Source organism: Pseudomonas sp. P106(2024), from assembly GCF_057480815.1.
In genome coordinates this window covers 1-271 of record NZ_JBLIYU010000069.1, presented here as the reverse complement: position 1 = coordinate 271, position 271 = coordinate 1, and the positions used below count along the sequence as shown (strand labels likewise).

The window sequence follows — 271 nt, the reverse complement described above, 5'->3', positions numbered from 1 at the left end:
CAAACCTGTCGCCGAGGTCGCCCAGCGCCTGGGCATGTCCGTGCACAGCCTTTACGCTTGGATCAAGGTCTACAGCAAGCCCCAAGAGCAGCGTCAGCAAGACAATGATCAGCAGGCTGAACTGCGCAAGCTACGCGCTGAACTCAAGCGGGTGACAGAAGAGCGAGACATCTTAAAGAAGGCCGCCGCGTACTTTGCCAAGGAGTGCGGCTGAAGTACGCCTTCATCAACAAGCACTCGACGGATTACCCAGTGCGTCGCCTTTGCCAAA

Annotated in this window: 1 pseudogene; it reads left to right on the top strand. The window is 57.2% G+C overall.

Features of this window, described 5'->3' with window-relative positions:
* Window positions 1-271: pseudogene (locus AC25M7_RS25545) on the top strand (transposase); the annotation flags it as partial.